Source organism: Methylobacterium crusticola (assembly GCF_003574465.1).
GTDB lineage: Bacteria > Pseudomonadota > Alphaproteobacteria > Rhizobiales > Beijerinckiaceae > Methylobacterium > Methylobacterium crusticola.
Window position 1 is genome coordinate 1 of record NZ_QOWC01000299.1, and the last position, 7,243, is coordinate 7,243.

Annotated in this window: 4 protein-coding genes and 1 pseudogene; 3 read left to right on the forward strand and 2 right to left on the reverse strand. The window is 73.1% G+C overall.

Going from position 1 to position 7,243, the window contains the following annotated elements; all coding sequences use genetic code 11:
• A pseudogene (locus DT057_RS33285) lies at nucleotides 1-412 on the reverse strand (AsmA family protein); the annotation flags it as partial.
• Nucleotides 413-840: 428 nt separating this feature from the next.
• Between DT057_RS33285 and DT057_RS33290 the strand changes: the two are divergent.
• Entirely contained in the window at nucleotides 841-3,135 is a 2,295-nt protein-coding gene (locus DT057_RS33290) for a caspase family protein (protein ID WP_238314270.1), read from the forward strand.
• A gap of 143 nt (nucleotides 3,136-3,278) precedes the next feature.
• On the opposite strand, the gene DT057_RS33295 is transcribed toward DT057_RS33290, so the two are convergent.
• Nucleotides 3,279-4,220, reverse strand: coding sequence for an adenylate/guanylate cyclase domain-containing protein (locus tag DT057_RS33295; protein WP_128566304.1), 942 nt, complete (start codon nucleotides 4,218-4,220; stop codon nucleotides 3,279-3,281).
• 89 nt (nucleotides 4,221-4,309) lie between these two features.
• Here DT057_RS33295 and DT057_RS33300 point away from each other — a divergent pair, with 89 nt between their 5' ends.
• Both DT057_RS33300 and DT057_RS33305 read left to right on the forward strand, forming a co-directional pair.
• Complete coding sequence (locus DT057_RS33300) at nucleotides 4,310-4,543, forward strand: hypothetical protein (RefSeq protein WP_128566305.1); 234 nt, start codon at nucleotides 4,310-4,312, stop codon at nucleotides 4,541-4,543.
• Between the two features lie 205 nt (nucleotides 4,544-4,748).
• A partial coding sequence (locus DT057_RS33305) for a nidogen-like domain-containing protein (protein ID WP_244937425.1) occupies nucleotides 4,749-7,243 on the forward strand: 2,495 nt, incomplete at its 3' end.

Here is a 7,243-nt window from a genome sequence, read left to right on the forward strand (position 1 = left end):
CGCCCGCCGAGGGCGCGCCCGCAGGGGCGGCGTTTCCGGCCCGGCGGGCCTCCGCGGCGCGCCACCAGGCCGCCGGCCAGGTCAGGGAGGGGCGCACCACCTCCACCTCCCGCGGGCCGCGCCCGGCGAGGAGGTCCAGCGGCGGCCCGATCAGCCGGACCGTCTCGATGTCGAGGCGCCCGCGCCCCTCGTTGCCGAAATCCTCCTGCGTGCCGACGTCGCGCAGGACGATGGCGGCGGTGGGCCAGAGCGACAGGCCCGCCTCGCCCGCGACCGTCCACCGGCGCCCGGTCTGCGCCTCGAGGCGGCTCTCGGCGGCCCGGGCGATCAGCCCCGAGGAGGCGCGCAGGAGCGCGGCGCCACCCGCCACGCCGACGGCCGCCACGATGAGGAGGAGGTTGCGCAGTCTCATGCCCGGTCGGCGACCTTCGGACGTCCGCGGCCCGAAGAGATCGCAGATGGCACCCGAATGCAATCGCTGCCGCGCCCCGGCGTCCCGGGCCCTCGAGGCGCCCGGCGCGCTCCCGCGGTTCCCGGCCCTTCGCCCCGAGGTCCCGAGCCCCGGAGCCCTGGGTCCCCGCCCCCAGGTCTGCGCCCCCAGGTCTGCGGCCCCAATGTCTCCGGAGGCCCCGGGACTCTCGCTCATCTGCGCGAATTGCGCCTCTTTTCTGGCGCGCGGCCGGGGCGGTGCGGTGTGAACAGCACACGGCGTGTCGAGCGGGCGGGGCGAGTGTGTAATGGCACTTGCTTGGCCACCCCCCGGCCATGTAGTTTCAGGCCATGAAACGGACCCCGCCAGCACTGCTCGCTCTCGCGTTCGCCCTGTGGGCGACGGCGGCCGTGTCGGCTCCCGCGGAGAAGCGCATCGCCCTCGTGGTCGGCAACTCCGCCTACGAGAGCTTCGGCCGCCTGACCAACCCCGGCAACGACGCGGAGGACATCGCCTCCGTCCTGCGCCAGGTCGGCTTCGAGGTCGTGGACGGCCGGGACCTCTCCCGGCGCGACATGGACCGCAAGCTGGCCCAGTTCTCGCGCGTCGCGCACGACGCCGACACCGCGCTCGTCTACTACGCGGGCCACGGCCTGCAGTACCAGGGGCAGAACTACCTCGTCCCGACCGACGCGCAGCTGAAGGACGGCTTCGACGTCCCGTTCGAGACCATCGCGGTCGAGAGCGTGATCGGGGCGCTCGACAGCGCCAAGGGCGCCCGCATCCTGATCCTGGACGCCTGCCGCGACCTGCCGCTGAAGGAGACGAGCCGGCGCGACAGCGCGAGCGGCCCCGGCCTCGCGAGCGTCGTCGGGCGCAAGGGCCTGATCCTGGCCTACGCCACCCAGGCCAACCACGTCGCCTTCGACGGCACCGGCCGCAACAGCTTCTACGCCGGGGCCCTGATCAAGGCCATGGCCGAGCCCGGCCTCGAGGTCGGCCAGGTCTTCCAGCGCGTCGCCATGTCGGTCTCGAACGTCACCGAGGGGCGCCAGCTCCCGGAGGTGACACGCTCCTACCCGGGCGAGGTCTACCTGAACCGCGACGAGACCGACATCCAGGCCTGGAGCCGGCTGCGCGCCAGCAACCAGGTCGCCGACCTGCGCGGCTTCACCCAGAAATACGCCAAGAGCTTCCTCGTCGACGATGCGCTCGCCCGCATCCGCGTGCTGGAGGACCAGGCCCGCGCCGGCCAGTCCCAGGCGAACCTGGACGAGGCCAAGCGCCGGGACGAGCAGCGCCAGAAGGCTGCCCTCGCCGAGAAGGCGCGGCGCGAGGAGGATGAGCGCCGGGAGGCCGAGCGGCTCGTTGCCCAGCGCCGCGAGGACGACCGCCTCGCCGACCTCGCCCGCAAGGCCCGCGACGAGGAGGAGGCGAAGCGCCAGGCCCAGGCCCGCCGCGAGGAGGAGTCGAAGGCGCGCCTCGCCGCCGCCGCGGAGGTCCAGCGGCGCGACGAGGAGGCGAAGATCCGCCTCGCCGCCGCGGCCGCCGAGGCCCGGCGCCAGGACGAGGAGACGAGGGCGCGCCTCGCCGCCGCGGCGGCGGACGCCCGGCGCCGGGACGAGGAGACGAAGGCGCGCCTCGCCGCCGCCGAGACGCAGCGCCGCGAGGAGGCCGCCCGCCTGGAGCAGGCCCGCCGCGACGAGGAGGTCCGCCAGGCCGCCCTCCGGCAGGAGGAGGACCAGCGCCGGGTGAAGCTCGCGCTCCTCGAGGCCCCGCAGCCCGAGAAGCACGCCGCCCTGCTGGTGGTGCCCGGCGGCAACGGCGAGGCCGACAAGGTCAAGGCGGTCGAGACCCCCAACAGCGCCTACGCCAGCCTGACCATCAAGGGCGACGGCCCCACCGAGGCGGACGCCGAGGTGAAGAACGCCGTCCTGGCGACCACGCCGGCCAACCAGGACCGCCTCGTCCGCACGGTGCAGGACCGCCTGCACGACCTCGGCTGCTACAGCGAGAAGCCCGAGGCCTCCTGGGGCAAGCACTCGGTCGAGGCCCTGGAGCGGTTCTACCGCTACTCGCCGAGCCACGAGCAGTCCCGGCCCGGCATGACCCGCGCGGTCAAGATCGTGTCGCACATGCCCGACCAGGCGACGCTCGACATGCTGAACGGCTACAGCGGCCGGATCTGCCCGGTGGTCTGCCCGACCGGCACCGAGCAGCAGGGCGAATCCTGCGTGCGCGTCTCCTGCCCGCCCGGCCTCGAGCTCGACGGCGGCGAGTGCCGCCCGCCGGCCAAGCCCCTCCGCGCCAGCCTGCCGCCCGCGACGCCGCGGCCCCTCGCGACGGAGCGGCCCGCCGAGACCACCAAGAAGGCCACGGCGCCCGAGACGGGAGCCCGGACCAAGAAGGCTGCGCTCCCGCCGGCCGAGCGGCCCGAGCCGGCCCAGAAGCCCGCCGTGCGGGAGACCGCGCGCCCGGTGCGCGAGGCCGCCCGCCCGGTGCGCGAGCCCGTCCACCACCCGGTCCGCGAGGCGGTCCGGCCGGTGGTGAAGCCGAAGGTGACGGTGGTGGAGCCCCTGCGCGCCCGCGCCCGCGTCCCGTCGCTGGCCCGGACCCCGAGCTACGCGCCGGCCCCGGCCAGCACGGCCTCGAGCTTCGGCCCGGCCGAGATCGGCGCCTCCCGGATGATGAGCCGGATGCCCTGAGGGCGCGGGCCTCGACCCGGCGCCGACGAAAGAAGCCGGCCCCGGCGGGGGCCGGCTTCTTTCGTCGGAGCCCTCGAGGGCCCCCGCACGACGATGCCGGGCCGGCGCGTCCGGGTGCGACGCGCCGGCGCGCCGGGCCTCGCTCAGCCGAAGGACGGGCCGGCGCCGTGGAGCGTCAGCGCGAAGTCGATGCGGTTAGCCCGGTCCTGCCCGACCGACTGGCCGATGCCGAGCGTGCCGACGTCCCGCAGCACCAGTTCCTCGCGGCGGATGCAGAACTCCTCGGCACCGAAGGGCGTGACGAAGGTCCCGTTGGTGCTGTGGTCGATCAGCACCCACTTGTCGCCCCGCCGCTCGACGGTGGCGTGGCGGCGGGAGGCGTGCTCGTTGTCGACCACGACGTCGTTCGACGCCTCGCGCCCGAGCGTCACGCTCTGGCGCCGCTCGTCGAAGAGCCAGCGCCGCCCGGCGTAGGAGAGCCGCAGCTCGTGGCCCCCGAAGCCCTGCGTCTCCCCGGCGGGCTGGAGCGAGAACACCGTGGTGTGGTGGGTCGAGAGGTGCCAGAGCACCTCGGCGACCCGGACCTCGTCGCCCGCGCCCTTGACGTAGACGCCGAGGAGCGCCCGCGTGGCGGCCCGCTGCGGGGCCGGCAGGCCGTCCGCCAGGATCCCGGTGGTGATGATCTGGCCGCCCTTGGCGAGGGCGACCATCCGGGCCGCCATGTTCACGGTGGTGCCGAAGTAGTCGTCGTTGGCCCGCACCACCGGCCCGAAATGGAAGCCGATCCGGAGCTGGAGCCGGTGGGCGGCCACGTGCTCCACCTGGCTCCCGGCCTCCTCGAAGCGGCGCTGGACCGCGATGGCGGCGTCGCACATGGCGCAGACATCGTCGAAGACGGCCATGAACTCGTCGCCGATCGTCTTGACGAGGCGGCCGCCGCCGTTCCGCACCGCCTCGGCCGCGAGGCCCAGGCAGCCGTCGACGACGCGGAGCGCCACGTCGTCGCCGACCTCGCGGTAGAGCCGGGTGCTCCCCGCGACATCGCAGAACAGGACGCCGATCGAGCAGGGTTCTGGAGTGCTCATCGGTGAGGACGGGTCCGATGGATCGCCCGGCAGGATGAGGCCGGTCCCTTCCTGTATGCAAGCCGCGGGCGACTCGGAAGACCAAATGCGTGGTCGTCGCCCTCATCCTGCCTGATCACGGCTGCGGTTTCCATGCGGGCTCCGGCCGACGGCCGCTCGGGGGGCCGGCCGCGGGCCGCGGGCCCGGCGCGTCCGCGCGGGCTTCAGGCCCGCGCCTGTTCGCGGATGACCTTGCGGCGGGCCGCCCCGAATCCTGCCAACTGCACCACACCATGATCGATTTCCGTTGCCCTGTGCACACGCTCGACTTTCAGTATTTTTGAGTATTTACACATGGCCGGCATCCATCAAATGGATGAGGGACCGTTGCGCTCGCGCCACTTGCAGGAGCAAATTCATCGCCGCTCCGGAAAGTCACTGTCTTCTTGCCGGTCGCTGTGGTCAACATCCGGCCAAGTTGGGGAGCTTCGGAGCCGGGAACCGATGGCGGCGTACACGATGGGACGGGGGACGGGTCGACACAGCGGCTTGGCCCGGATCCGACAGGTGCTGATGCTCGGCGTGTCCTTCGCGGGGCTGCCGCTGCTCGGATCCCTCGCGGCGGTCGACGGGGCGTCCGCGCAGTCGGTGGCTCCGGGCTTCGACGGCGCCCAGCTCGCCCGCAACGACGACGGCTCGACCGGCGCGATCGCGCTGCCCTTCGCCGCCAACTTCTTCGGCACCACCTACTCGCAGCTCTACGTCAACAACAACGGCAACGTGACCTTCGGCCAGGCCCTCGGTCAGTACACGCCGGTCGGGCTCGGCGCCGGCTACCGCGGCGCCCCGATCATCGCGCCCTTCTTCGCCGACATCGACACGCGCAACGCGGCGAGCGGCGTCACCTCGTACGGCACCGGCACCTACGCGGGCCAGACCGCGTTCGGCGCGACCTGGCCGGCGGTCGGCTACTACAGCAACCACGCCGACAAGACGAACACCTTCCAGGTGATCATGGCCAGCCGGCCCGATACGGGCAGCGGCAACTTCGACATCTACTTCAACTACGCCCGGATCCAGTTCGAGACCGGCGACGCGAGCGGCGGCACCAACGGGCTCGGCGGCACCTCGGCCTCGGCCGGCTACTCGGCCGGGACCGGCGACCCCGGGACCTACTTCGAGCTGCCCGGATCGCTCGTGAACGGCGCCTTCCTGGACGGCGGGCCCAACGCCCTCGCGACCGGCTCCAACAACGGCGTCCCGGGGCAGTTCCTGTTCCCGGTCCGGGGCGGCTCCGTCCTGTTCGCGAGCGTCTGCCAGGCCGGCGACAACGCCTCGACCACCGCGGTGGCCAATTGCGGGCCGAACCAGGCCTACACGGGCGGCATCTTCTACACGCCGGCCAACACCTTCACGCTGAACGTCCTGGACAACACCACGATCAGCGCCGGCTCCCGGCCGGCCGCCATCCTGGTGATGCCGACCTCGCTGACGGAGGGCAACCCAGCCGGCGACGTCACCATCAACGTGGCGGCGAGCGCCGCCGTCAGCGCCCCCGCCGGCATCGGCATCCAGGTCGACAACCAGCAGGGCACCGGCACCACCACCATCACCAGCGCCGGCACGATCACGGCGGGCGCCGCCGGCATCCTGTCCCAGTCCGGGGCCGGCGCCCAGGTCATCACGAATGCGGGCCAGATCACGGCCGCGAACGTCGGCATCGCGGCCAGCGCCACCCAGGGCGCGGTCACGGTCGTCAATTCCGGTCAGGTCGCGGCCCCGGTGGGCCTCGCGGCGAATTCGGGCTCCGGCACCGTCTCGGTGACCAACCGGGGCGCCGTCGGCAACGCCACGGTCGGGATCGCGGCGGCGTCGAACGGCCAGGTCAGCGTCGCGAACGAGACCAGCGACAGCCAGATCATCTTCGGCAAGTACGGCATCGCGGCCGCGGGCGCCGTCACCACGGTGACGAACGCCGGCACCATCGCGCAGAGCGCCGCGCTGCCGACGCAGCTCACGCAGGCGCAGCTCGGCGCGCTCCCGAGCCAGTTCCAGCAGGTCGCATCGACCACCGACACCACGACCGCCGGCATCGTGGCGGTCGGGGCCGCCTCCCTGGTGATCACCAACACGGGCCTCATCGACACGCCGTCCGGGGTCGCCATCAACACGCTCCCGAGCATCGCCGCGGCCCAGGTCAGCAACGCGGGCACGATCAACGGCTCCCTGCTGCTGAACACGAAATCCACCTTCGCCAACCAGCAGGGCGGCGTCTTCAACGCCTCGGGCGTCAGCACGTTCGGGGGCGGCGCCCTCACCAACGCGGGCCAGATCACGCTTTCCCCCGGGTCCGCCTTCACGGGCCTCGCCAGCCTCGGCAACCTGGCGGGCGGGACGCTGGCGGCCACCGACAGCAACGTCGAGGTGGGCGCCCTGACGAACGCCGGCAGCGTCCAGCTCGCCGGCACGGTCGGCTTCTCGAACCTGTCCAGCTTCCGCAACCTCGCGGGCGGCGCGGTGACGGTGAGCGGCGTCACCAGCCTCGGCGGCGGCGCCCTCAGCAATGCCGGCGGGATCGCCCTCGGGGCCGGCGCGGCCCTCAACGACGTCGCGACGTTCGACAACCAGGGCGTGGTCGCGACCGCCGGCGCCAGCAGCTTCGGCGTCCAGAGCTTCAACAATGCCGGCATCGTGACGCTCGGGGGCAATACCAGCATCTCGGGCGCGTTCACGAACAGCGGGACGCTCCAGGCCGCGCGCGGCGGAGCGGTGGCGATCAGCACCGGCGCCTTCACGAACAGCGGCCTCGTCAACCTGCAGAACGGCCTGGCCGGCGACACCCTGACGGTGAACGGCAACTACGTCGGCCGCGGCGGCCAGGTCAGCCTCGACGTCTCGACCCAGAACGGCGCCTCGGACAGGCTGGTCGTCACCGGCAACGCGACCGGCACGACGCGCCTCAACCTGCTCAACCTGACCCCGGGCGCCGCCTTCACCACCTCGCCGACCGTCGTCCAGGTGGCGGGCCAGCGCGACGCCAACGC

Excerpts from the sequence above, each read along its gene's own strand:
- DT057_RS33295 (WP_128566304.1), bottom strand. The coding sequence starts at position 4,220 with ATGAGCACTCCAGAACCCTGCTCGATCGGCGTCCTGTTCTGCGATGTC.